Source organism: Paenibacillus borealis, assembly GCF_000758665.1.
Classification (GTDB): Bacteria; Bacillota; Bacilli; order Paenibacillales; family Paenibacillaceae; genus Paenibacillus_AQ; species Paenibacillus_AQ borealis.
In genome coordinates this window covers 3,238,545-3,263,344 of the sequence record NZ_CP009285.1, presented here as the reverse complement: position 1 = coordinate 3,263,344, position 24,800 = coordinate 3,238,545, and the positions used below count along the sequence as shown (strand labels likewise).

The 24,800-nt window shown below is 46.1% G+C and carries 13 protein-coding genes and 2 pseudogenes; 4 read left to right on the top strand and 11 right to left on the bottom strand.

The genetic code is table 11. The features are described from left to right. The first annotated feature begins 52 nt into the window (after positions 1-52). Positions 53-892 (top strand): YheC/YheD family protein, encoded by an 840-nt coding sequence (locus PBOR_RS13365; protein WP_042212317.1) that lies wholly within the window; start codon positions 53-55, stop codon positions 890-892. Positions 893-907: 15 nt separating this feature from the next. On the opposite strand, the pseudogene PBOR_RS13360 reads toward PBOR_RS13365, so the two are convergent. From PBOR_RS13360 to PBOR_RS13355, 3 genes and pseudogenes are all read right to left on the bottom strand, one after another. Further along, positions 908-1,108: pseudogene (locus PBOR_RS13360) on the bottom strand (low specificity L-threonine aldolase); the annotation flags it as partial. Between the two features lie 323 nt (positions 1,109-1,431). Then, positions 1,432-1,515, bottom strand: a complete 84-nt coding sequence (locus PBOR_RS38565) for an S-layer homology domain-containing protein (RefSeq protein WP_425415537.1) — start codon at positions 1,513-1,515, stop codon at positions 1,432-1,434. Positions 1,516-1,742: 227 nt separating this feature from the next. After that, positions 1,743-2,495, bottom strand: coding sequence for an SDR family NAD(P)-dependent oxidoreductase (locus tag PBOR_RS13355; protein ID WP_042212311.1), 753 nt, complete (start codon positions 2,493-2,495; stop codon positions 1,743-1,745). 176 nt (positions 2,496-2,671) lie between these two features. Between PBOR_RS13355 and PBOR_RS38460 the strand changes: the two genes are divergently transcribed. From PBOR_RS38460 to PBOR_RS13345, 3 genes and pseudogenes are all read left to right on the top strand, one after another. Next, the gene (locus PBOR_RS38460; protein ID WP_157764027.1) at positions 2,672-2,815 is read left to right on the top strand and encodes an alcohol dehydrogenase catalytic domain-containing protein; all 144 of its coding nucleotides are present in this window, start codon (positions 2,672-2,674) and stop codon (positions 2,813-2,815) included. Between the two features lie 21 nt (positions 2,816-2,836). Further along, positions 2,837-3,313 (top strand): annotated as a pseudogene (locus PBOR_RS38350) (alcohol dehydrogenase catalytic domain-containing protein); the annotation flags it as partial. Between the two features lie 153 nt (positions 3,314-3,466). Further along, positions 3,467-4,483, top strand: a complete 1,017-nt coding sequence (locus tag PBOR_RS13345; protein WP_042212305.1) for an SDR family oxidoreductase — start codon at positions 3,467-3,469, stop codon at positions 4,481-4,483. Between the two features lie 361 nt (positions 4,484-4,844). Here the strand turns inward: PBOR_RS13345 and PBOR_RS13340 are convergent, their stop codons facing one another. From PBOR_RS13340 to PBOR_RS13305, 8 genes are all read right to left on the bottom strand, one after another. Further along, positions 4,845-9,329: a LamG-like jellyroll fold domain-containing protein gene (locus tag PBOR_RS13340; RefSeq protein ID WP_042212302.1), complete on the bottom strand. Its 4,485-nt coding sequence runs from the start codon at positions 9,327-9,329 to the stop codon at positions 4,845-4,847. A gap of 47 nt (positions 9,330-9,376) precedes the next feature. Next, on the bottom strand, positions 9,377-10,606 hold the full coding sequence (locus PBOR_RS35445; RefSeq protein WP_052429464.1) for an S-layer homology domain-containing protein: 1,230 nt from the start codon (positions 10,604-10,606) through the stop codon (positions 9,377-9,379). A gap of 421 nt (positions 10,607-11,027) precedes the next feature. Then, on the bottom strand, positions 11,028-11,852 hold the full coding sequence (locus PBOR_RS13330) for a carbohydrate ABC transporter permease (RefSeq protein WP_042212299.1): 825 nt from the start codon (positions 11,850-11,852) through the stop codon (positions 11,028-11,030). After that, a complete protein-coding gene (locus tag PBOR_RS13325) occupies positions 11,852-12,718 on the bottom strand; it encodes a carbohydrate ABC transporter permease (RefSeq protein WP_042219368.1) in 867 nt (288 codons plus the stop codon). The genes PBOR_RS13330 and PBOR_RS13325 overlap by 1 nt, the downstream gene beginning before the upstream one ends. A 121-nt stretch (positions 12,719-12,839) precedes the next feature. Then, positions 12,840-14,144, bottom strand: coding sequence for an ABC transporter substrate-binding protein (locus PBOR_RS13320; protein ID WP_042212296.1), 1,305 nt, complete (start codon positions 14,142-14,144; stop codon positions 12,840-12,842). Between the two features lie 195 nt (positions 14,145-14,339). Beyond that, positions 14,340-16,100, bottom strand: coding sequence for a sensor histidine kinase (locus tag PBOR_RS13315; RefSeq protein ID WP_042212294.1), 1,761 nt, complete (start codon positions 16,098-16,100; stop codon positions 14,340-14,342). A 23-nt stretch (positions 16,101-16,123) separates the two neighbouring features. Continuing rightward, a complete protein-coding gene (locus PBOR_RS13310) occupies positions 16,124-17,665 on the bottom strand; it encodes a response regulator transcription factor (protein ID WP_042212292.1) in 1,542 nt (513 codons plus the stop codon). Between the two features lie 141 nt (positions 17,666-17,806). Next, a complete protein-coding gene (locus PBOR_RS13305; protein WP_218918905.1) occupies positions 17,807-24,424 on the bottom strand; it encodes an OmpL47-type beta-barrel domain-containing protein in 6,618 nt (2,205 codons plus the stop codon). Positions 24,425-24,800: the final 376 nt, after the last annotated feature.

The window sequence follows — 24,800 nt, the reverse complement described above, 5'->3', positions numbered from 1 at the left end:
CGGCACTCTACCGTACTATGGCCTATAAGAAGCTAGCGGACGGAGGGTTACGATGAACAAGCAGATCAGCCGTATTTCCAATAAACTGACGAAGACAAGGGTACTGGCGGAGAAGCCGGAATTAAAAAGGCATATTCCGGACACACGTAGAATGAGCCGGAGTGGACTGCATGCGATGCTGCAAAAATACCAGATGGTGTACATTAAGCCCTGCTGCGGCTCACTTGGCGAGGGGGTTATCCGGGTTGAACAGAGGACACATAAAAGCCGGAGCAACGCTGGCGGAAGAGACTCTGACGTGACGAATAAATACTCCTACCGCTATCAGTCAGGTACACGGGTGAGCACATTCAGTGATTATGACAAGGCATATCAAGCCATCATGAAGGAGACGCGGGGGAAATCCTATTTAGTGCAGAAGGGCATCCGTCTTCTGACTTACAGCGGCCGGCCGTTTGATATCCGCGTGATGGTCCAGCGTAATCCTAAGGGGAAGTGGGAAGCTACAGGAGCTGCAGGGCGCGTCGCGCATCCGCAGAAGGTGGTTACGAATGGAAGTCAGGGAGGAACGATATATCCGGTGGAGGAATTGCTGAAGGCATACACCGGCTTAGAGAAGCGCAGCGCTCTGATCACACAAATGAACGGGCTTGGTGTGAAAGCCGCCATTCAGCTTAGCTCTGTCTATCCGGCGCTTAATGAAATCGGCGTTGATCTTGCCTTGGACCAGCAGCTTACCCCATGGATTCTGGAAGTGAACACAGCCCCCGATCCCTGCCCGTTCACCAAACTGAAGGACACCCGTATGCTTGACCAAATCATCCGATATGGCAAAGCTTACGGGCGCACCTACAATCTGAAGTGCATGAAGGCTAAGCGGGGGATTGTGTGAAGTGCATGATATCCGTTATGCTAAATTCACAATATCCTCAATGAGCCGTTCAACATTTTCTCTTTTTGTAGCCCAGCTGGTACAGAATCTTACAACACTATGGTTGTCACCGGCTTGTTCCCATAAGGAGAATGAATATTTCTCATTTAGTGCAGTCAGTGCATCTAGCGGCAAAACAGGAAACTGCTGATTGGTCATGGAATCATACCGCATAGAAAAACCTTTATTCAGAAATGCCTCACGGATCCAGATTTCTCATACTTAATCTCTTAAACCAGGCTCAGTTTCTTTTTTATTTTATTTCTTAATGTAACAAATCCCTTTGTAAAAAGTCTATCTCATCCTTTTCATTTCCCGCCGGCTTGTCGTCTTGCCTGCCCCCTTTTTTGCCGCAACTATGTATAGAGTATAAAAAACGCTAAGCCATTCTTATTAATGGCTTAGCGTTTTTTACCGTTAAAATGTGATAGGAACCAGTCATAGAAAAAGATTAGGACGCAACCTGGATAGAGGAAACTCCACAGGCGTTCATCCCATTATTAATAACGGAAACTGCCATCTGTATATCCGTTTACAATACCCGCTTGGACCGCCTGTGCAATGGCCTGCTTTGCCCCCTTCACCGATTTGATTTTGATCGGCGAATGTCAGTGAGGCCCCTTGTGCCTCCAGTTTCAAAGCACCTGCCAGTATAACCGTAAACTCGGCGCGGGTGACTCCTTCTTGCTTCCCGCGAAGTACGCCGGTTTTGATGCTATTTCGACCTCCCCGGCTTCCGTCCGGACTGTATAACTCGTCGTACCGGCAGCAAACGATGGGCTGAGTTCCAATTTCATTGGGAATTCATAGATTATATAATATAGGGATTAGCTTCGATTGTTTCCGCTTTAGCAACGGCTGCTTCCAATGTCATGCCAGTAAAATTCTGCGCATGGAGGAATCGTCCGCTCTTTTTGTCATCCACAAAGGCACCCACCGCGATTCCGGGAATAACGTTCTCCACTGCTCCAGGCGCATTCGGGCCTCCTAGATCGGTTCTGCACCACCCTGGATCCGTAATATTAATCATAACGTTGGTGCCTTCCAGCCTCGATGCCAAATCCTTCGTGAATTTATCAAGAGCTGCTTTGCTTGCCGCATATCCTGCCTGCTCAGGTTCATTCTTAATTCCGCTTGTCGTATTGATGACACGACCAAAGCCCCGTTCAATCATTTTAGGAATCAATCGGTGGCAAATCGTCGCAATGGAAATGAAATTAATTCGGAAGCTCATATCGAAGTCTTCCACCGGAGTTTGCCAGTAATCTGTTCTGTACGCGATTTGCACGGCTGCATTGTTGAAAATAATATCAACAGGCGTTGCTTTAGCTTCAATGTCGTCGAGCATGGCAACCACTTCTTCGTGATTGGCAAGCTCGGCTTGTACGCAATACGCATCAACACCAAGCGCTTGTACCTCTTCCTTCACTATCTTGGTATGTTCTAAGCTTCGGCTATGCAGAATAAGGTTACACCCTTGCTTGGCCATGAAGATCGCAGTTTCATAACCTACGCCTCTGCTTGCCCCTGTAATAAGTGCCCATCGTCCTTGTGCGTTTACCATTATAAGCCCTCCTTGTATTCAGTATTTAATTTGCTAATGATATCGGAATAACAATCGTTATTATCTCCTATTTTACACTGTAAACATTAAATTTGATAGCATATTGTTAGCAATATTAACGTTGTTATTATATAATAAAACTAACAAAATAATTGAACTACTTAACGGAGGGGCATATGAAACAAATCAAAGCCTTTGGACCGCAGGATCTCAGAGTCGTAACGGCGGAGATTCCGGCATTGGCACCCAACGAGGTATTGATCGATATGCAAGCTTGCGGCATCTGTGGCTCTGATAAATGGTTCTGGTATGTGGAGTAACCGAGCGATTACGTTGCAGGTCATGAGGCCTCTGGTGAAGTTGTTGCTGTTGGAGCTGATGTTGCGAAGTTAAAAGTTGGCGACCGTGTTGCTGTAAATAACGTAAAAGGATGCGGCACTTGCGAAGTCTGCCAAGCTGGACAATTCGTCAGGTGCCCGAACGGGGTCACACATATGGGGTTTGGCTTCTCGGAGAAATTCGTCGTTCCCGAGCGGAACTGCCTGAAGCTTGATCACTCCGTAAGCTATGAGGTCGGCAGCTTAATTTTCGATAATTGGGGGACTCCCTATTCAGCGATCAGCCGGACTTCAATGAAGGCCGAAGATTATGTCGTTGTCATCGGCTGCGGTCCAATCGGATTAGCGGCGGTCAGACTTGCGAAGCTGAGAGGCGCGCTTGCTTATGACGTTCTTTTACGAGAACTTCACAAGCTGGGGAGAGATATTCCGGTTATTCTCGAGCATTTGTCCGGTGAAGAGCAGTATTCGCACGGCTGAAAAACACCTCAGAAACGTGGCGGCGCACGAGCACATAGGAATATGACGCCAGCGGCATATCCGTGTCGATTCCATTTGTCATAGCTGTGAACGCGTGTTATCGTAAGGTTATGCAGCCGCATTTTTGTTGTCGCACATTAACGGAGGTGGGTTATGAAAGCGCTATTTATCGGAGGGACGGGGACGATCAGTTCGGCGATTACCAAGCCATTGTTGGAAAACGGATGCGAGCTCTATCTGCTTAATAGGGGCAGCAGAAATGAGACATTGCCATCGGGTGTAAACATTATTCAAGCCGATATTAATGATGAAGAACATGTAGCTAAACTTATTGAAAATCTGACGTTCGACGTCGTTGCTGATTTTATCGCATTCGTACCTGCTCAATTGGAAAGAGACTATCGCTTATTTAAGGATAAGACGAAGCAGTTCATGTTCATTAGCTCTGCTTCCGCATACCAGACTCCATTGTCCGATTATAGAATTACGGAGGGAACCCCGTTATCCAATCCCTATTGGGAGTACTCCAGGAACAAGATTGCCTGCGAGGATTACCTGCTGAAACAGTATCGCGAGCAAGGTTTTCCAATTACGATTATAAGACCAAGCCATACTTATGATGAGCGATCGCTCCCGCTTGGCGTGCATGGAAGCAAGGGGACATGGCAGGTTGCTAAGCGCATGCTGGAAAAGAAGCCTGTGATCATTCATGGGGACGGCACATCGTTATGGACAATGACACACAGTCGTGATTTTGCTAAAGGCTTCATTGGATTAATGGGCAATATTCACGCGATAGGCGAATCGATTCATATCACTTCGGACGAGACGGTTACCTGGAATCAAATCTACCAGATCATTGCCGATGCCTTGGGAGTAGAGCTTAACGCTGTTCATGTTGCTTCGGAGTTTCTGGCTGCGTGCAGCAAAGAAGATTACAGGGGTGGGCTGCTGGGAGATAAGGCGAATTCTGTAGTGTTCGATAATTCAAAACTGAAGAGGCTTGTTCCTGAATTTGTTGCAACTACAAGGCTCGATCAAGGGATTAAGGAAACGATTAAGTATATTTTAGCCCATCCTGAACATCAAAAGGAAGATAAGGAATTCGATGTTTGGTGTGATAAAGTTGTTCGGGCATTGGATGCAGCCGTATCAGCTGTTAATGGGTAATGGACGGGTACCACCCGGCATGTGGGACGGTCTGTTACAGCTCTCCGTCTTCTCATGATCACCGCCTATGTTTTCCTCTGAAAGTTGCATAGTGATTTCCATACATACCCTACTATCCCAATATATTAAAGTTGGCAGATTTCAAAAAAACAGTTCGTCATTTAACGGGCTGTCAGAATGTCAAGAAACCCAGCGTCTTGTTCCGGACGTCTGGGTTTCTTCGTTGTTTGGCGATTAGACGGGCGTTATCCCTTCCCTTTGGCCATATTGGACGGGGAAAAGGCCAGCTTCTTCTCCTGTTCTTTATAATTCGCCAAAAAAAGACCTGGGAATACCTTCCCAGGTCAGAGTATTGTTTATTTCACTGCATATTCATGTGGTCGAATAACCCGTCACCGTTGATTGTTGATGGATCTAGCGGTGTTATCATAGCCGGATCATTAACAATGTCGTACCATTTACCGGCTAATTTAAAGTACACATGGTTAACGCCGTCTGCATGGTATACAGTTTGAGCTGCATTAATGAAGTTGTTCAGGCTGTATCCGGAGACCGCGGCCTTCACACTTAAGTCGAACGCATACCGTCCAACCAGCAGAATATTACTCTCAACTGTGATGGAGGAGACCTCTCTGTTCTTCAATCGGGTAATGGTGAGCTCAGCAGCTGCCAGCTTGTTCTGCACGTCCGCTGGCACCAGCGACTTTTGTTGATCTGTGAGCGCATTATAGGCAGCTCTTGCGCCAGCAACTGCAGCCTCATCACTTAAGCTAATGTCTGCTGGCAGATTATTGATGAGTGCGATAACCGTTTCCGCATTGTTCTGATTAGTCTGGCTAATGTCTGCTGTAACTACGAATGTACTTAAATGTGTGGTTGTAAACGTGGCTGTATTGTCGTTCAAATTAAAAGCAGCATCCGTTTTGCTCAAAGAATTGTTCTCAGCATCATAATAGTACAAGCCCGGAGTCCCTTTACCTTCCAATTTGGCCAGCATTTCCGGTGTAAGGTGTACAGTGACTTGAACGGCTGTGCCCAGATCATGTACAGCTCCGGTAACAGAATTCTTCATATTCAAATCGAAGGTACCTGCTACCTCTTGGCTGGCTGATGCTGCAGCCGCAGTAATATTCGTTGCGGTCTCTGGGGAAGTCTTGTCCTGTGATACTGTCAGTGTGCCCGTACCTTGTTTCTCAAACAACACCGAGATTGGCATCTGAATCGAGACATTGCCCAAATTCAGTGTATAATCGCTAGTTGCCGGAAAATTGTAGATGCTGTACGGAATCTGGTAAACGTAACTTCCTTTACTGTCTGGTGTTGTAATGCTTACCGAGTGCTCTACAGCACTGCCAAATATTTTCACTTCATATAATTGGGGTTCGTACCACCAGACGCTGCATCCCAGAATTTCAACCTTAACATAACGTCCGGTCACATCTGAGAGCTGATCGGAGTTGAAGCCGTAGTATGCATTGCCAGAGGAATGGTCAAGCGCCAGGGTATAGTTCACTCCATCATCGCTTACCCAGATTTTGTAGTTATAGATCCCCTCTGATCCACCAATGAGATACCAGCTTAATTGTACCTGATTAATATTGTAATTCTGCCCCAGATCGACGCTCCACCATGCCGGATAATTCGATCCGTTAGCGCTCCACTCTGTGGAATAATCGCCATCATTGGCAAGATTCGCCGTATAATCGACGCCATCACTTGAGGGTTTCACATTAGATGCTTGGGCCGGTTTCCCTTGAGAAATCAGCGATCCTTCATATACATTGGCGACTTCACCGGTGGTCGTATTAATTTTGATGGTTGGGGAATAGTCGAAAGATAATTTCCCATTGTCAATCTGAACCGGGAACCATACCGTACCGCCTGCTTCAAGCGGACTCTTCAAGCGGTCACTCATCAAAATATACGAAGTACCGTGCGTTCCTGTAACCGGCATAAGATAAGTAGATTGTGAACTGAACGCAACGGAGTTGCCCACAAGGAAGCCTTTGCCCAGATCCTTTCCACCCCATGGATTGACAGGCGTATCCCCCTTCCAAGAGGACGCAGTAGTATCGGCAAGAGTAGCGGCCTCTGCAGTGGAATACATGGCCTGGCTAGGGAACCAGCCTGCGGCGTTTGAAGTTATCAGGTAATATATTCCATCCCTCTTCACGATAGCAGGCGCTTCTCTACCTGCATAGGTGCCGTTGAAGTCTGGACCGCCATATATATTATACACTTGCTTGGCGCTGCGATAGTCATCCGCGAATCTGAACATGGTAAGCTTGGAGTTAGCTCCGTCTGGTGCTCTGTTTGCAGTAACAATATAATATACAGACCCGTCAACATCCTTATATAATGTACCATCCCTGGCTTCCATGCCATCAGGATGGTAGGTCTTAATGTAAGTGAAAGGTTCCGTCGGGGAGTCTGACATTGAAACAGTGATCATACCTAAAGAATAATCTACTGCGTTTTCATAGTGGAAGACCATGATATACTTGTCCAGCTTGTCATCATAAACGACTTTCACCCGTTCGTTCTTGAATCCGTTCGTAAGTTCGGGCGGATGATTACCGTTCTCGTCAACCGTTTCACTCGAGAATACCGTATTCTCGTATTTCCAGTGAACCAAATCCTTGGACGAGTACACCCCAAGATTGTTTACTGATTGTCCTTCTGTGGACACACCGCTATACATATAATAGGTATCTCCAACTTGCAGAAAGCCTTCGCCGCCCGATGGGAGAACGTTGCCGTCCGTATCGTACTTGATTGCCTCGTTATTATAAATCAAGTCATCAGCTGAGGATGTAGTAGCTGCAATGGCAATGGAAAGCTTGCTTTCGCCGCCCCCGTTTACTGAGGAGAGCTTATAGTAATAGGTCGTTCCAGGCTCCAGACCGGAATCTTTATACATATTATCAGCAGAGCCCGCAATTTTGATATATTCTCCGTCAGCTGCATTGGAGCGGTATACATTGAAGCTCGTGGCGCCGATCACCTTATTCCAAGAAAGGGAAACAGCGTTAATGTAGCTTGCCGTCACCTTCAACGCGGAAGGAGCCGAAACAGATACAGATGCCGTGGTCACTTTCACCTCGTTCGAATAAACGGATGTACCCAGTGGGCTTGTATAGGTCACCACATAATAATAGCTGGAACCGGTGATGAGATTATTGTCTACATAACTTGTCTTCATCCCAGTGTCGACTGGGGAATAACCGCTTCCGGCAGTCATGCTTCTGTAAACGGTATAACTTGTAGCATCCGGCATGGGTTGCCAGTTCAATGAAACAGTTGACTCGGTTTGACCAGTGGAAGTAAGCACTGTTTTAGGCACAGTATCCTTGCTGGTCGTTGCCTTCAATGAGGCCGACTTGACACTTTCCCCCGCCCGGTTCACCGAAGTTACTTTGTAATAGTAGGTAGAATCCTGATATACATCCAAATCTTCATAGGTTGTATTAGCAGTATTGCCAATCAGGGTATAGGTACCCTCTTCACTTTCCGAGCGATAAATATTATATTTATCTGCTAATGGAACCGGATTCCAGGTGAATTGGGTACGGTAAGGGAATTTATACGGGTTCTGGGCAAGGCCAGCCGGCGCCGCCGTAATCTCCGTCTCTGTACTGACCGCCAATTCATTGGAATATACAGATTGCACTTGGCCGATCGATCCGGTCATCACATAATAATAGGTGGTTGCCATATTCAACCCTTGATCCTCATAGCTTGTTGCCGGACCATTATAAACCTGCTGATAACCGCTGCCAGAGGTCGAAGAGCGGTAAATCTGATAAGAGGTTGCATTGTCGATTGCCGCCCAATTCAAGCTTACGCTCGTTTTCGATGTTGCACTACCGGACAAAACGGGTTTGGCCATTACGGCAACATGCGCTATAGCGGTCAATTCCGGACTAACGCTGTTCAGATGTCCTATCACATCAAAGGAACCCGGCTTTTCATACTTCGACGGAAGAATGGCCTCCCAGGTAACCGGAATATTTTGCATGGTTCCGTCGGAATTGGCCAGCTTTACGAAGCTTGGAAGTACAGGTGCGGAACCTGGCGTCGTCCCGATATCGACCGAAGACACCGAGGAAGTGTCTACCGTCATGACAGCCAACGCACTGATTTGGGAAGCATTTAAAGCGGAACCATAGATTCGGTAGTTGTCTACAATCCCGTTTACATACGGATCACTCCAAAAGGACTTTCCTATATATCCGGAGAGCGCCTTCGAGGCATCGTATATCTCGCTTGGATCGCCTGTTATAGATTTACTTATGGCCAAAGATCCGTTGACATACAAATACTCTTTATGATTATCACTATCTACGACTACAGCGAAGTGTGTCCAACTATTGTTAGGCAGAGCCGAACCAGAGAAGTGCTCATCCCCCTTAGAAGTTTTTAAACCACCCTCCGAACTGGTTTTCAAATAGACATATTTGCTGGTGTCCGAGCCGAGTCCGGTAATAAAGCCATTGGCTCCGCTTCTCAAATAAACATCTGCCGTAACCGTAACATTATGAACTCCATTCATCACGCCATTGGGAATGGTCAGATAGCCATTTGATGTTCCGTCCAGCGACATTGCACCATAGTTCTTACTTTGAGAAGTCCAGGCCGCACCACTGGAAAGAACGCCGTCATAGCCATGACCGGAGCTGTCATGAGCAATCGTCCCGCTGGTTTCATTAAAATCATATTGCACCAGCAAGCTGGCATTTGGCGGGGTAATGTATTCAGAACCCGCTGCCCCAAAAGCAGTTATAGGACCGCCAAAAACAAGTAACCCTGCGAGTAGGCCGGAAATTCCTTTGTTTATTTTTTTCATTGAGTGCTTTTCCTCCAAACATATATTATTGGGTCAAATTTCATAAGCTACCATGTCCCTACTGTCGAATCCGTATCTGTCCAGAAAGCTCCGTTATATTGGATCTTTAATTTCGACAGATCGCCAAATATATTATTCGCAGTTGTGATCACGCCATCAGTGGTTGCTGCAACGATTGCATTATTATAGTAAAGTGAGTAGCTTGTGATAAATTGATCATCCATTTTCACCTTCAAGTCAGCGGTCAAGGCATTTTCAAAACTCGCCCGGGTTAACAGTTCTACTTCGCTAATTGTGCTGCCTCCTTTGCCCGAAGAAGTATAGTATGAGCCATTATACAGAATCTTTAATTTGGACAGATCACTGAATACGTTGCTCACCGTGGTAATTGTACCTGTAGAGGTGGTAGCGACAAGCTCATTATTGTAATAAAGGGAATAATCGGTTATAAACTGACCGTTTATTCTCACCTTTAAGTCGGAGGTAAAGGCTCCGGTAAAGCTTGCAGCAATCAAATATTCAACGACATCGGTATAAGAACCGCCATCGCCCCCGCCATTACCGCCGCCGCCGTTGCCATTACCACCTGGAGAACTGCCGTTATTACCTGTCACGGGTGGTACAGGAACAACCGGAGGCTCCATTTCTTCCGTGTCATCCGGAACAAGACGGGCATCTAATGCTCTAAGCACAGTCACGAGAGTTTCGGCACGCGTAATCGGGTTCACAGGTTTAAAGCTTCCATCCGGGTAGCCGTTCATAATCTTTGCACTGTATACGGAAAGGACAGCCTGCTTGCTCCACACGGCAATTTTGGAAGCATCCGTAAAAGGGAGCGCTTCCGGTCCCGGCTTAAGAGAATCGATACGGCTTATGATGACTGCGGCTTCTTGCCTTGAAATATGGCTCCCTGGACGAATCGTGCCATCTGGATAACCTGTAATATAACCGGCTGCCTGGGCTGTGGCGATGACCGGATAAGCCCAGTTGCTGCTTTTAATATCGCTGTACGTAATAGGCGCACTTTTGTCAAAACCGAATGCATTGTTTACAAGAGAGAAAAATTCCGCTCTGGTAATATTGTTATTCGGTCTGATGGTTCCATCCGGATAACCTTTCATAATTCCCGACGCCAGGGCTGATTCAATAGTTTTCTTGGCCCAATGCGTCTCGTAATCGGTTAATGGCTTATTCGCAGCAAATGTAATTGATATTGACGATAGAGTGGTCAGAATAGCAATTACAATAATTGAAATTCCTTTTATAAGCTTGTTCATGCTCCAATTCTCCCCCTCCTTTATGCTGATAAAATTCGTCTGAAGATTACGTGTATTTAATATACTATCCCTTGGAGCTTACCCCCCTTTTCTGTTTATGTTTTCAGTACAGTGTTCTCTCTCTGTTGCTTGTCCTCCGCCTCTGTCATGACTTCTAATGAAAGCGTTATCTGTAATCGTATTCATAATACCATTACAAATTTTCCTGTCGTTAGAACTCTCTTTATTCAATTTAGGGATATTTTTGCATATAATTTCCACTCTGTTGATGGTAATTAGCAGTATTTTTACAACTGGCACATTTTTTTGATTTATTGCTTGTGTTCGGACACCGTTCCCTCCTGGAAAGGGGCAAACAAATAGGACCTGCCATCATAATGGCAGGTCCTATTTGTTTGCAGGCGGTCGTCACACTGCCCAACTATTTAACTGAACCCACCATCCCTGCAACAAATTGTTTCTGCATCAGGAAGAACACCAATGCTGTAGGAATCGTTGAGATTACAATCGCCGTCATGATCATCCCGAAATCCGGAGAGTAACTGGAACCGAGATTGGAGACCAGCAGCGGAATGGTTCTTTTCTCCGGTGTCTGCAATACAATAAGCGGCCACAAGTAATTATTCCAGCTGGACATGAAGGTTATGATCGCACCGGCTGAATACGTGGTTTTCATGGTTGGCATATAGACACGGAAGAACAGGCCCAACTCGCTTAATCCGTCCATGCGCCCTGCCTCCAGCAGCTCCCTCGGAAACATTTTTGTATTTTGGCGAAAGAAAAAAATCAGGAATGCTGTTGTAAATGTTGGAAGGATGACCGCAGCTATCGTGTTAATCCCAATGATGGGGACAGTGCCCGACAATTTGGAGAACATTTGATACAGCGGAACCATGAGCGCCGCGAATGGGATCATCATTGACAGCAGCAGCACATTGAATACGATATCCTTCGCTTTGCTCCGGTATATTTCAAAGCCGTATCCGGCGAGAGAAGCAACAAGCAATGCCAGGATTGTGGTGGATAAGGCGATTTTAAGCGAATTCCACATAGAGGGAAGCAAATTAATGGAATCCGTAAGTTTGTTAAAATTGTCGATAAAATGACTTCCCGGGAGCATTCTGCCCTGGGTTACATCCACCGAGAGATTGGTGGAACTGATAATCATCCACAAAAACGGAAAAATAGAAACGATTGCGACAACCACTAGAAAGAGATAGATTCCTGTACGCTTCAATTTTCTCATTACTTATCATCACCAGCCAATCTAATTTGAAGGAAAGATAACACAATAATCATGATCACTATGGAATAGGAAACGGTCGCAGCATAGCCAAAGTCCGGCGTGTATTTAAATGAAAGATTGTAAATATATTGGGATATGGAGAGGGTCGCGTTACCCGGCCCGCCCTTCGTAATATTCATAATCTCATCAAACAATTGCAGTGTTCCGATAGTCGATGTAATCGATGTAAAGAGAATAATAGGTTTTAATAGAGGTATCGTGATGGAGAAAAATGTTTTTACCGCCGATGCACCGTCAATACGGGCCGCTTCATAAATGGAATGATCAATGTTTTGCAGGGAAGACAGGAAAAATATCATATTATATCCGGTCCAACGCCAGGTAATGGCGATGATAATCGTAATTTTTGCCCAAAACGGGTCAGAGATCCATTGGATAGGCTCGGAGAGCAGATGGATCTTCATTAAGGCGAGATTAATCAATCCATCATTCCCGAACAGATACTTGAATACTACGGAATAAGCAACAAGCGAGGTCACACAAGGAAGAAAAATGGCCGTCCTGAAAAAGCCCTTAAACCGCAGCTTGCTGTCATTGAGCAGCACCGAGATAATCATCGCGAAAATAATCATAATAGGGACTTGAATAATTAGAAAGAGAAAGGTATTCTTGACTGCTGTAAAGAAAGTCTTGTCGCTAAAAAGACGCTTATAGTTGCTTAAACCATCAAAATGTAAATTGGCTCCAGCACCCGTTTTAAAGGAGAGCAGTAGCGCCTGAATCATCGGGTAAAAATAAAATATGCTAATCAAAATCACGGCTAGAGCAATAAATAACCAGCCTGTATGTTTGGTGCGGTTACGCATCGTATGGTTCAATTCACTCAAATCCTTTCTATATCGAAAAATAAAAAAGGAAACGCCGGCCTCCGCTTTGCACAGCTCGGCATCGGAGGCCAGCGTTCACCCGGTCAATCTATCATGGTTCTTACTTGATCTGAGCCTCAGTCTGGGATTGGGCATCGCCCAAAACCTTATCAATATCTGAGCCATTCAAGAAATTCCGCATTTCTACTTTGAGGATATCCTCGATTGCATACGTATGCATACCATAGTTTACTTTAGGGATCTCAGTGGTCCACTTTGCAAAATCGGAAACAACTGCCTGCCCTCCAAAGAATTCATCCTCGCTTTTGTAAGCATCTCCTTCAGAGGCAGGTTTGTAAGTGCCGATTACACCTACATCAGTGACCAGACTTTGGTACAGATCAACATTGGATCCAAGGGTTTGGGCAAGAAAATCGGCAGCCGCCTCTTTACCGTCACTGTTCAATACATACCAGGAACTGCCGCCAAGGTTGGAAGCGTGCACTGAGCCTGCTGTGTTCTTCAGCTTCGGAAGCGGAACGACTGCCCACTTGCCGGCTTGATCCGCCTGGGCTTTGACCGATGGGGTAATCCAGTTGCCTGACGGCAGCGATGCGACGTCCCCACTGTTGAAGCCGGCCAGGAATGAATTCCAGTCCGACGTGATCTTCACGATATCGGCAGACATTAACTCTTTGTAAGTCTGGAAGGCTTCCTTCAGTGCCGCATTGTCCTTCAGATCGGGAGTGGAACCATCACTTTTCAAATACCAGGAGCCAGCCGATTGAATCATCATCCGGATTAATCCCAGGTCATTCGGATCTTGTGTCAGCATATCCTTGCCTGTTTTTTCCTTTACCGCTTTACCGATTTCTATATATTTCTGCCAGTCAATATCCTGCAGGTCATCGACCGTATAGCCTGCATCCTGCAGATAATCCGTACGTACATACATCCCCGCTACGCCGGAATCAAACGGAACACCGTATTGTTTTCCATTCATGCTCGTGGGTCCGAGTTTGTACTCTGCGAAATCGGATGCCGTAATGGACGACGTTAAATCTTGAAATGAATCCGGATACGTTTGCAAAAAGCTCTGCGCCCGATAATCTTCAATCAGAACGATATTGGGCAGACCCGAGGTTGTTCCCGAATTCAGGCCGGTATTGAGCTTTTGAATAATATCATCCTGAGCATATTCAACAACGTTGATCTTCACATCGGGATGATCCTTCACGTACACATCCTTTGCCTGATTCATCGCCGCGATATTGAAATTCTTGTCCCATGCCCAGACCGTAATTTCCTTACTGGAACCTTGATTCCCGCCACTGTCGGTGGAATTTGCCGTGTCATTTGATTTGCTTGAACAAGCCGTCAAAAGTAAAAAGCCAGCAAGTAATACAGCAGAAACTTGTCTCTTCATGTTTATCCCCCTACATTGATTTGAAAGTGCTTACTTAAAAAGGATAACATTCGAAGGAATTAATCAGTTAGAATATAATTTGTAATAATTAGTGATATTATTGCCTATTGAATTCGCTTCCAATAAGAAACATTGTAGTATTTTTGCATTTGGCATATTTTTTATATTTTGATGCGTTTTACAGCATCGGTTTGCTTAACCTGGCAGTTTAATGGATATCTTGGTGCCCTGTCCCAGAGTACTGGATATGGATACCCCGAATTCTTCTCCGTACAAAAGCAATATGCGCTCATGAACATTGCGGATTCCAATGCCATTGAAAAGCTGTCTCGCACTGGAAGGACTGGGTATGGTGTCCTGGTCGCCAGCGAGTTCCATTCCGTCACCATTATCCACGACCTCGCACAGCAGGTAATCTCTCTCTTTGGTAATGACTACATAGATATAGCCGGCACTTTTTATATTAAAGGCATGAAAAAATGCATTTTCGATGAAAGGCTGGAGGACAAGCTTGGGTACTTGCGAAGACAAGCAGTCTGGGGAAATGAAGTAATCCACCTTAATCTGATCACCATAACGTACCTGATTAATGAACACATAATGTTTTAGATTCAGCAATTCCTGTTCTACAGAAATCGTTTCTTTCACATTACTGATTGTATTCTGCAAGAGGGAGATAAGCGAATGGATGGTTTCCGTAATCATCTCTTTATTTCCACGCTGAACCAGCATATTAACAGACGCCAGCGTATTATACAGAAAATGGGGATTGATTTGCTGTTGAAGCGCGGCCAGTTCGGCATTTCGTTGTTCATTCTGCGTTTCAACGAGCTGGCTGACATATGCATTCAGCTCATCAAGCATATAATTAAAGGCCTTACTGAGTTGTTTGGTCTCATAGCTGCCGGTAACCGACATATAATTGTGGAAATTCTTTTTGGTTACATTGGACATTTTCTTAACCAGTGTCCGTAAAGATTTCGTCAGTCTCTTCGTTATGAAATACACCACGAGTACAGCTACCGCAATGATGCCGGCACTAATGAAGATTACCGCTTTCCGGTTGAGCATATGGTTAAGCATGGTATTCTTATCAATGATATTTACGATATAAAAATCATACAGGGGCAAATAATCCGCCAGAACAATGACCTCCTGATCTGAAATCTTCATTTCTTTGCTGACCAGGCCCAACTGCTGGATATCCCTCGCATTCTTCAAAATCTCGGGCGATTCCGTTCCGAGCAGTTCTTGCCGGTTGCTGGAAACAATCAGCCCATGCTGATCCAAAATGATCACATCGTTGCCTTTGCTGGTAAAGCTGGCATAATTCTTGCGGAATTCATTCTCTCTAATCATCATGAACAGGGTTCCGTACGATTTTTTCGTTTCCGGCATAATCAATTCTTTGGAAGCTACCACATAGGGCTCTGCGGAGTTCCATATGCCGCCTGCCATATAGCTGTACAGCATTTGACCATTATGATTCCAGGTATTCTCCGTAATGGGATTGCGCAGCAATTCCCCTGGCGGACCTGACCAATAGGTGCGGTTGCTGGCATAGCTTTTTCCATTAACACCCACAACAACAATTCCTACATTTTTGGCCCCGATGCCTGATTGAATCCGTTTCATTTGATCATTCATGCTAAAAGTCGTTTTGAAGTTCGACAGAGAATTCCCATTCGCTTCAGTCAGGAAGCTTTTGATCGCGCCGCTTTGCGCTACATTGATCGCGATATTTACGTTGGAGTAATGAGTGGACTGCAATCCGCTTTTGATCTGCTCAATAATTTTGGAATTCGTTATACTGAAGGTCTGCACGAATAGCTTTTGTGACATCTGCACCGTAACCCAGGAAGTTAATATCGTTACAGAAATAATGCTTATTGACATAACAACGAATATTTTACTGAACAAAGTTTGATCGGTGATTTTTTTGATCTGCCTTTTCATTTTCAGCTTCAGACCCCTTCTTGTTACTTTTTGCGATAGTGACTGGGCGAGGTCCCCATAAGCTTGCGGAACACTTTGGTGAAGTAACTGTGATCGGAGTATCCCACCAGGTTGCTTATTTCAGATATGGTAAGGTGTGGTTTCTCTCTTAGGAGCACACATGCTTTTTCAATGCGCACCCGGTTAAGGTATTCTATAAACCCCTCCTTATTGTGGAGCGCAAAATAATTGGACAAGTAAGACGGATTGAAATGAAAATGTTTTGCCACATCCGTTAAGGTAAGAGGGTTGGAGAAATGTTCGTCTATGAACAGTAATATTTTTTGTATTCCGAGAGGGTTTGATTTATTTTCGACGCAATCCACCGCACTTTTCAGGAATTTCTCGACAAGGGGTATCACTTCCTCAATATGCTCAGCTTCATGAATGAAACGAAAGTATTCATACTTTCCTTTATCCAGAGCGTCGGCTTCATAATGCAAATGCATCAAGGTCCCTATAATATTGAAAAGGCTGTGGCATACAAATGATTTGAACTCAAACATGTCTATATCCATCCTGCCTGGCATTGACTGAACATAACTGTTCAGACGTTGAAGGGCCAAGTGAAAGTCCTGGCGATTCAGTTCTGCATTAAAAGCCTCGTGATCAAACAAAGATCCGTTACTTTTGTCCTCTGTATATTCATTAACAACCAATAAATTCCGGTTTGGCAGAAAGAAACGGTGATCCAAAATCCTCAAAATTTCATTGGAGTACACTTCATGAATTTCATCAATTCCAGAGAAGTTCCGGCTAAGCGCCACACACAAGGGCATATTCCCCCTGATACCTGCTTCTGCCAAATGTTCAGCAACCTGTATTGCCTCAGGCCTGTTCGTACTCTCCAGGTTAAGCAAGAATCTAATGTAGTGATCTTGATGCGAAATCCGGCGGAGGATAAAGGGTTTACCCAGAAGTGCAATATCTGTCTGCAAGCCGGATTCCACCCATTCTTCATATCTCTTGATCGCAGAGGAGCTGTCTTGCACCGCTATAATCAGCAAAGCGAAGCAAGGGTAGATAAACATCGAATCTATTTCCGCAGGATGGTAGTCATTCTGATACCCGGCAATCAGCTTGTCCAGAAAATAATCTACAGATTGTTTTTTTTCACTTGTCCATTCCATATACTTGAGTGCCGGTATACGCTGAGCAGTCTTCCTTAATACAGCCAGCAAGGATACCTTATCCAGCTTGGGCTTCAACATATAATCAGCGACCCCGCTTTTAAAGGTTGAACGGACGTACTCAAACTCACCGAAACTGCTGAGAACCACTATTTCAGTTTCCGGATATATTCCCTTAACGATCCTGGTCAATTCCTCTCCGCCCATCACAGGCATCACCACATCAGTTAAGATGATATGCGGCTGGAATAAATCGACCATCTCCAGTGCTTCTTTGCCATTCGCAGCCTCCCCGACAATTTCAAATCCTTCGCTTCTCCAGTCCAGGAGATGTATAATCCCTTGACGTACCAGCATCTCATCATCAACAATCAGAACTTTGCAAGTTGTCTCCATTCACTGCCCCTTTTCAGAAGAAATACCTAATTCAATCTACAGCCTGAACCAAAGCAAACATACCGTTTCGAAGAAAACGGTATGTTTATTTATTCATTTGCTCTTGTATTCATTGCCAAAATAAGTAATTAGCTTCCTCAGTTATTTTTTGTATACGTTATAGAGAATTACAGCAGTTTCTGCCCTTGTTGCATAGTCAAGCGGTGCAATATTATTGCCGCTGCCTGAGACAATACCGTTCTTCACAAGAGTTGCTGCGCTCTCTACTGCATAAGAGCTTACCTTGGAAAGGTCTGAGTAGCTGCCAAGATCGCGTACAGTTCCATCCATCGCTTTCAGCTTGTTGGCTATAAGCATGGCTCTTGCCGTTAAGGTCATCATATCCTGTCTGCTGATCTTAGCAGATGGATCAAACCGGTTATCGCCGGTTCCGTCAGTCACTCCCAGCACTTTGGCTATGCCAATAGCATTATAATAGTAATCGGTTGATTTAACATCAGTAAAATTCGTATCAAATTTGGCCGTTAAACTGAGTGTTGATACAAGAAGACTGATGAAATCTGCTCTTGTAATCTTCTCTTGGGGAGAATAGGCAGTTTCCGAAGTTCCATTGATGATTCCTTTGGAAGCCAGTGCTTCAATCTGGGTATTCGCCCAGCCAATACCAGAGATATCAGCGAAAGTCTTGTAGACCTGGGCAACCGCAAATGTACTGAAGTGAGTAGTGGTAAATACCATGGCTCCCATTTCAGGATCATATTTTCCGCTTGGAACCGATGCTGCGGCACCATTGTCATCCATATACAGGATTACAAGATGGTCAGCCTCTTTCGCTTCATTGATTGCCGGTTCGTATGGAATTGAAACGTTAACCGGAATATCGGCGTTGTTGAAGGTGATGGTCTTGTTATCCGCCTTCATGGTCACCTCAATTACAGGTCTGGTTCCAATCTGAGAGATAACCGGTGCCTGGCGGATTGTTGAAGTATCCCCTTCTGCAATTTGAACGGATACCGTCTTGGCATTGCCCAGTTCCCCCGCTGAGAACATGTGGGCAGGAAGCGCCATTGTTCCAAGAACCGTCTTAATCTGTATTACTTTTGTATGATCTCTGGAAGTCAGACTTGCAGCAGGCAACTGCAGTTCATATGCTGTCGCGCCCTTAACTCCGGGCAATTCAATTTGGATCACTTTTGTACCCTCATCATTGTCCCGGGCGAATGCAAATGCCTCTGTAATGTCTGCCTCTGAAACAACTGCAACAGCAACGTTTGTTGCGTTATCAAGCTCCGCCTTAACTATTAGCTTCGCCGGATCGCGGGCTGGTTCTGTCGTTGATGTAGGGTTAGGTGCAGATCCCGGCACAGCTCCAGTTGTGTTCTTAGTATTGCCGCCTGTTACTGCCGGTGTCCTTCCCGGTACCGTTACAGTGAGGCTTGCCGTATCCGCTTCTGAATGGTCTGAGATCCTGGTCACAACAAACACAAGGTGCACTTCTGTATCTGTGCCAGGCGGTATTATGACTCCATCTGTTGTAATCACGTCCGGCTTATCCGTTGATCTAATGGCTATGCTGAATCCGTCCGGCACCGCCGGCAGCGTCAAGCTGGCCGCATCCCTGGCAGGCGCTGCAACAGCTGTAATCCCTGCTGCTATTTCCTGTGCCGTAGCTGGAATACTCAATTCACGTAAGATTGTTACGGTGTATGTCTTGGTCGTCAGCATATCCTTGGCAGTTACCTGGATTGGAATGCTGTTCTCACCATAGTCCAGACTGAGCGATAGCTCTTCCCCGCTGGCAACAGCTATTCCGTCTATGGATAGGGTTGAATCCAGGTCATACACGCTGGCACTTACAGTGATTGAAGCCATGCTGCCAGGCACCACAGCCGTATAGTCTATAATATCCTTGTCGAAAGCCGGAGTTATTGCAGCCATCTGTAAGTGAATGGCAGCCAAATCCGTATTGCCGGAATGGGTTGGCAATTCCAGATTGATAGTAATAGGCAGTGATTGCGCCGCTTCCGTATTCCCTGCATTGTCAACAGAGTAGTATTCCACAATGTACTGTCCGCTCTGGTTCAATTCAATAGGCTCAGAATAGGTCTGCCATGTCTGGCCATCTATACTGTATACCGTCTTTGCCATCCCTGACAGGTTATCTGTCCCCGCCAGTGTAACCGTAACCGGCGCGCTATACTTGCCGGATTCAATCGGATTCGCGGAATTCGGAGTGGCCGTGGTAATTGGCCCCGTTTGATCCAGCTGGAAGGTAATGTTCTTCGGATATTCCTCTACCCCCAGCGAATCGGTTGAATAATAAGACACGGAATACTGCCCATCCTGATGGAAAGTAACCGGACCGGAATATGTGCTCCAGGTGGTAGCATTATCAACGCTGTATACTGTTCCTGTTACGGTTCCCCCCGTTTCAGCAGCGTCAAGGGTCAACAATACCGGATTGACATACCAGTTCAGATTCCCGTCGGGTGAAGACGGCGAGATTACAGCAGTTGTGACCGGCATTTTCTTTTCAACCGCCAGCCATGCCAGCACAGGGTCACTACCACTGACTTTGCTTACGCTGATCTGCACATTGTCAGCCTTTTCAAGGGTGAATCCGATCTCCTCCTGATCGGCTGCAGTATTTTTGTTGATTGAGAAATTCTTGGAAGCAAGCACGGTGCCCGCCGAATTCTTGGCCGAGAAGCTCATGCCACGGGTGGCGCCCCACCATTCCTTGTAGCCTGAGATCAAGGTATAAGATCCGGGATCCAGATGCAGGGTATAATCAATGCTCTTGTCTCCGTAGGCGTACCAGCCGCTCTCATAAATGCCGTTTGTACTGGTGTGATATCCGATGTCAGTGTCAACTTTACCCGTATAGCCCCATTGCCCGTCGTATGCCTGATCGGACACCGAATTTACCAGTTGTCCGTCCAGTCTGGTCTTGGCAGCCGTGAAGAAGGAGGACACTCCTATAGAACCGCCGCTGATAAAATAGGTCAGGTTGGCATTTATCACATCAACCGTGGCATTCACCTGGTATCCGCCGGCCATAATCCCCGTGACTCTCATCGAAGTATAAGGACTGAAGGTAAGGCCAGCCGTATTCCAGGATACCGGGGAAGTAACTGCATTGCCAAGTGCATTCACCGCTCCCAGGGTAGCTGGAAGACCTGCCGCCCCCTCATCAGCCGTGACGGCAAATTCCGTTGGACTGGTCACTGACACAATGACATTAGGGTCAATAATATTGAAGTCTTTGCTCAGCACACCGCTTGACTCCATGCCGTCCGCATAGGCTACTGCCTTGAGAACCGTATGACCCCAAGTTAAGCTGACCGGACCGGCATAAAGCGGGCTCCGGTCCGTAGGCTCGGCGCCGTTCGTTGTGTAATAAATCTTGGCACCGCTTGTTGTACTTGAGAGCGTAACCGCCTGTTCAGATGTGTAGGTTCCGCCCTCTTCGCTTGCTGCCGGTAAGGCGGCCAGCGGTTTGGAGAGATTATTCGCATACACCTGCGCCTCAAGCAATCCATTCGACCAGTCCGCGGTAGAATTATTGTTATGGGCATTCTTGACTGCAGTGATGTTCAGCATCACATATCTATATTTGCCCTTCAGCATGTCGCTCTTGAAGCCCGCTGTTTTATTCTGGGTCTCATCGGCCAGGACAATCCAGTTTTTGTTGTCATTGCTGCCTTGAACCGTATAGGCATAATAAGCTTCGGAACCATTGTGGTGCTTGAAGCTGAGGTCCACACGCGACAGATCATAGACATCCTGCAAATCAAACGTCACTGAGTAAGGAACCTTCTTTTGCTGATAATAAAGCGTATCTGCTGACCATGTATCAGCTTCAGCGTACGAACCGTCATTAATATATTTCAGCAGCTTCCCTGCTACAACATTATCCTCACCGTCCACAGGTTTGCCTTGCGACACATTGGTCACATCCGGATAATTAAATACTCCGTTGTCCGGATTCAGCGACCATCCGGGCGTATAATTCATGGTCATCGTGTGTGTACTGTTGTCGATGTTGAGCGGCAGCCATACATAGGAGGAAGCGCCAAGAACATCGGGATTCCAGCGGTCGCCCATATACACATATTTGATGCTGCCATCCGCAGCCTTAACCTCCATAATATTCGTAGGTTGGCTATAGAAGGTAGTGTTGTTGCCTAACGGCTGAAGAGCAGACCAGCCATCCGGATTGCTAATGTCGGTAGTATAGGAATACATAGCCTGGTTCGGATACCAGCCAGATTGGCTGGAGGTAATAATATAATATACTCCGCCGGATTTGATCATCGCCGGAGCTTCTCTCTTGCCGCCGCCAAACAGCTGATAGGAATGCTCCCAGTCGACATTTGTGCTATTCTCCGTAAGCTTGTATACACGCATATTCTGCCAATCCTGCGTACTGATCAGATAAGCTTCTCCGGTGCCGGGATCCTGATAGACAGTGAAGTCGCGGGACCCATAACCCCACAGACCGTCCGAACCGGTATAGGATGCATCTGTTTCAGCAGGGTCGCCAACATGTCCCGCCCCCGGGCGGAAATTATGAAGCACGGTATAATGACCGTCCACCGAGCTTGCCGAAGCAATCAGGATATGGGAGTTCCCATAGTCAGTTCCATTCTCCCAGTGGGCATACAGCACGAACTTCCCGCTGGCCTGATCGTATATCAGCTTTGGACGCTCCATATTGAATTGCCCGGTTTGGGAACTGATGAGCCCGGGAGTTGAATCCGAAGTATAGCCGGGATTAGTAGTATTAGACAGGATGGTGGACACGAGTTCCCAGTTGAGCAGATCTTTCGATTTGTACAGGTTAATGCCATTGGTATTGTGAGAATTCAGGGATTTGTCTTCACCGACCCAATAATACCAGCCGCCCTGCTGTACAAAGCCGCCGCCGTGGGCTTGAATTGACTTCCCTTCGTTGTCGTACCATGCCGCTCCAACCGGAACACTGGTATAGCTGCCTGCAGGTGGTGTGCCATATACGGTCAGCTCATTGAAGCCGCGTGTCCAGTCAGCGTTCAAATCGCTGTTATTGCTTGCCCTTTTCACACCGGTGACCTGAATCCGGACATAACGGTATGTGTTCGGATCGGAAATGATATTCTCATTAAAGCCGACAATTCTATTGCTGCTCTGATCCTTGATCGTAGTAAAGCTGTTTCCATCCTTGCTGCCGCTCAATATATATTGGCTGTAGGTTTCCGAACCCTTGGTGAGCCTAAAGGTGACATCAATCTGGCTGATGGCGGATTCCTTCCCAAGATCGACTGTCCAGGTAAAGGTTCCTGTGTTCGCACCGGGTTGAAAGAAATTGTTCTCTGCATAGCTGATCCCGTCATTGGCTTGGTCGGCAGTGTAGCCGGCTGCCCCAGGAGAATCGCTTGCCGACAATGTTGTCGGTTTGTTTAAAGAGAGAATCTTCCCGCTCTGCACCGGAATGACAACACCGGCATCGGCATTATATTTAATGCTGGAGTAATAATCATACGCAGCATAACCATCCTGTAAAGTGATCGGCAGCATGCGCTGCGAGGACCATGCTCCGCCGAGCGCAGGATCCGGGGTAGCCCAGCCGCCGCTCCAGCGGTTCGCCATCATCACATAATGGTCGCCGATTTGCACGATTCCGCCGGATTGGGCGCCGAATGTTACAGTATTACCGATCGGCTGGAGCGGCGCGTCCGCAAGCTCCGGAATAGACTGTGCTGAGATATACCCGCCTTGACTGGGATACCAGCCTGCGGTTTGCGAGGTAAACAGATAATACCAGCCATCCTTTTTGATCATCGCAGGCGCTTCACGCTGCTGATTGGCAAGCAGTGTGACAGCGGGATAAACGTCCGCAGGCAGGATATTTGTCCAGTCTTCATTCAGTTTATACACTTTCAGATTCGCATTATTATCGGACGCGGAGACGAGATACCCGCTGCCATCATCATCTTCAAAAAAGTTTAGATCCCGTGATTGATTCCCTTGCGGCTGGAAGCTGCCGTGGTAAGTAAAGCTGCCTCCAGGGGTTCCGGAAATACTGGCAACCCTTGCAAGGGTGTAATCCGCATTATTCTCATAATGCGCCCACATGACCACCTTGGAGCCATGTTTTACAATGCTGACGGCTTCAAATTTATTCGCGTTTAGCTCCGGATTGTCGGTTTTCGACAAAATGACCCGATTGCCGCTATAATTCAGACCGTCACTGGAAGTTTGCTCTACAATTTGTGTGAAGCCGGAACTGTCACTCTGAAATGCATACTGATAATAAATGCCGTCGAACAGCAGCTTGGATTTCAGCTTCAAGAACGATACCTTGGTATTGTCATATGTCATAAGACCGGCAGCCGGTTCGATGACAGCTTGTGCGGCAGCAGGCTCTGAAGTAGCAATGACTCCAGATGCTCCGATTGCTGAAACCTTATAGTAGTAGGTCATGCTTGTGTTCAAATCATAGTCATCGTATGTGGTGGAAGCGGAAGATGCCAGCTCCACATAATTGCCATTGTCCGCATCAGACCGGTATAGTTTATATTTCGTTGCCCCGCTGACAGGGTTCCATTCAACCTTCATATTATCCGCTGCTGTATCCCCCTGAAGTTCAAAGGGCGTTGTCACTACAGTCAAATCATTTCCTGATCTGGACACTTCAGCCCTCGCGGTGAGCGACATGGCGGGAATGAATCCGCAGATAATAATAAAACTAAGGAAACTTGCAAAAATACGTTTCATTCTGAAATTATACTTATTCACCCTTATAAGCTCCTCCCCTGATTGGCAATCGGCTAATCTCCCCACTATAGAAAGCGCTTTCTTTAATACCGTTAATTCTAGCACCCAAATTAGTTTTGCTGTTATGAATATATCTAGTAAAATTGGTCATATGTTCGATATTTATAAAGGTACTATTGCAGTGAATTTGTAATATATTTTGATTTTGTAATATTCTTAGCTGTTAACTCTCTTAAGTATCCTCCTCGTACCTTTTATAGCACTTGTAGAAAATGCTTAGTGGAATGATATCCTTTTTCCAACAGACTTTAAAGGTCATTATTTGAAGATCATAGCCAATTAATTAACTAATATTCAACTTTTAAGAAATCGATGC

Coding starts and splice junctions, on each gene's coding strand:
- PBOR_RS13320 (WP_042212296.1), bottom strand. CDS start 14,144: ATGAAGAGACAAGTTTCTGCTGTATTACTTGCTGGCTTTTTACTTTTG.
- PBOR_RS35445 (WP_052429464.1), bottom strand. CDS start 10,606: ATGAACAAGCTTATAAAAGGAATTTCAATTATTGTAATTGCTATTCTG.
- PBOR_RS13325 (WP_042219368.1), bottom strand. CDS start 12,718: ATGCGTAACCGCACCAAACATACAGGCTGGTTATTTATTGCTCTAGCC.
- PBOR_RS13365 (WP_042212317.1), top strand. CDS start 53: ATGAACAAGCAGATCAGCCGTATTTCCAATAAACTGACGAAGACAAGG.
- PBOR_RS13305 (WP_218918905.1), bottom strand. CDS start 24,424: ATGAAACGTATTTTTGCAAGTTTCCTTAGTTTTATTATTATCTGCGGA.
- PBOR_RS13355 (WP_042212311.1), bottom strand. CDS start 2,495: ATGGTAAACGCACAAGGACGATGGGCACTTATTACAGGGGCAAGCAGA.
- PBOR_RS13340 (WP_042212302.1), bottom strand. CDS start 9,329: ATGAAAAAAATAAACAAAGGAATTTCCGGCCTACTCGCAGGGTTACTT.
- PBOR_RS13315 (WP_042212294.1), bottom strand. CDS start 16,100: ATGAAAAGGCAGATCAAAAAAATCACCGATCAAACTTTGTTCAGTAAA.
- PBOR_RS13345 (WP_042212305.1), top strand. CDS start 3,467: ATGAAAGCGCTATTTATCGGAGGGACGGGGACGATCAGTTCGGCGATT.
- PBOR_RS38460 (WP_157764027.1), top strand. CDS start 2,672: ATGAAACAAATCAAAGCCTTTGGACCGCAGGATCTCAGAGTCGTAACG.
- PBOR_RS13310 (WP_042212292.1), bottom strand. CDS start 17,665: ATGGAGACAACTTGCAAAGTTCTGATTGTTGATGATGAGATGCTGGTA.
- PBOR_RS13330 (WP_042212299.1), bottom strand. CDS start 11,852: ATGAGAAAATTGAAGCGTACAGGAATCTATCTCTTTCTAGTGGTTGTC.